At 62.7% G+C, this 1,006-nt stretch carries 2 protein-coding genes; both read right to left on the bottom strand.

Annotated elements, in window-relative coordinates; genetic code table 11:
* The coding region (locus tag GWG65_RS40200; RefSeq protein ID WP_275200918.1) for an IS3 family transposase at positions 1-681 on the bottom strand (681 nt) is incomplete at its 3' end.
* A partial coding sequence (locus tag GWG65_RS40195) for a transposase (protein WP_275200917.1) occupies positions 678-1,006 on the bottom strand: 329 nt, incomplete at its 5' end. The genes GWG65_RS40195 and GWG65_RS40200, both read right to left, overlap by 4 nt.

Genomic DNA, 1,006 nt, shown 5'->3' with positions numbered 1-1,006 from the left:
GCGCCACAACCGTTCGATGAAAATATTGTCCATGAAACGGCCGCGTCCGTCCATCGAAATCGCGACGCCCGCGGCCTCCAGCCTGCCGGTGAAGGTGGCGCTGGTGAACTGCGCGCCCTGATCGGTGTTGAATATTCTCGGCGTGCCGTGCCGCGCCAGCGCTTCGTCGAGCGCCGCGAGGCAAAAGCCCGCATCCATCGTGTTCGACAAGCGCCAAGCCAGAACCGCCCGGCTGGCCCAGTCGATGATCGCCACCAGATACAGAAAGCCATGTGCCATCGGGATATAGGTGATGTCGCTGGCCCAGACATGATTGGGCTCGGTGATGCTCACGCCGCGCAGCAGATAGGGATAGATCTTGTGGCCGGGCGCCGCCTTGCTGGTGCCGGGACGCGGGACCAGCGCCTCGATCCCCATCACGCGCATCAGCCTTTGCACGCGCTTGCGGTTGATGCCGTGGCCGGCCTGGTTGAGTTCGAACACCATTCGCCGCGAGCCGTAGAACGGCCACTTCAGATGCAACTCGTCGATCCGCCGCATCATCGCTAGATCGTCCGCGCCTGTGACCGGCCCGGACCGATAGACGCCCGAACGGGCCAGATTCAGCAGCGCACATTGTCGGCGAACCGACAAATTCTCGCCAGATCGCTCGACCATCGCCCTGCGCTCGGGGACACTCATCGCCCTGGCCTCCTGGCCAAGAAATCCCTTTCAACCGTCAACTGGCCAATCTTGGTATAGAGCTTCGCCGTCTCGCGCTCATGCTCCTGCTCACCATCCCCCAAAGCGCTCGCGCCGCGCGCGAACAGGCTCGCCAGATTGTCGAGAACCTGCTTCTTCCAGCCATAGATCTGGTTCGGGTGAACGCCGTACCGCTTCGCCAGCTCCGGCACCGTCGCTACCTCGCGCAGGGCCTCCAGGGCAATCTTGGCTTTGAACGCGGCATCGAACTTCTTGCGTGACTTCGTCATATCCGTGCTCCATCGGTTGAGACAGAGCAGGACGC

Origin of the sequence: Bradyrhizobium sp. CSA207 (assembly GCF_029051685.1) — a bacterium.
Lineage (GTDB): Bacteria > Pseudomonadota > Alphaproteobacteria > Rhizobiales > Xanthobacteraceae > Bradyrhizobium.
The sequence above is the reverse complement of the archived record's forward strand: the minus strand, read 5'-3'. Positions and strand labels throughout refer to the sequence as shown.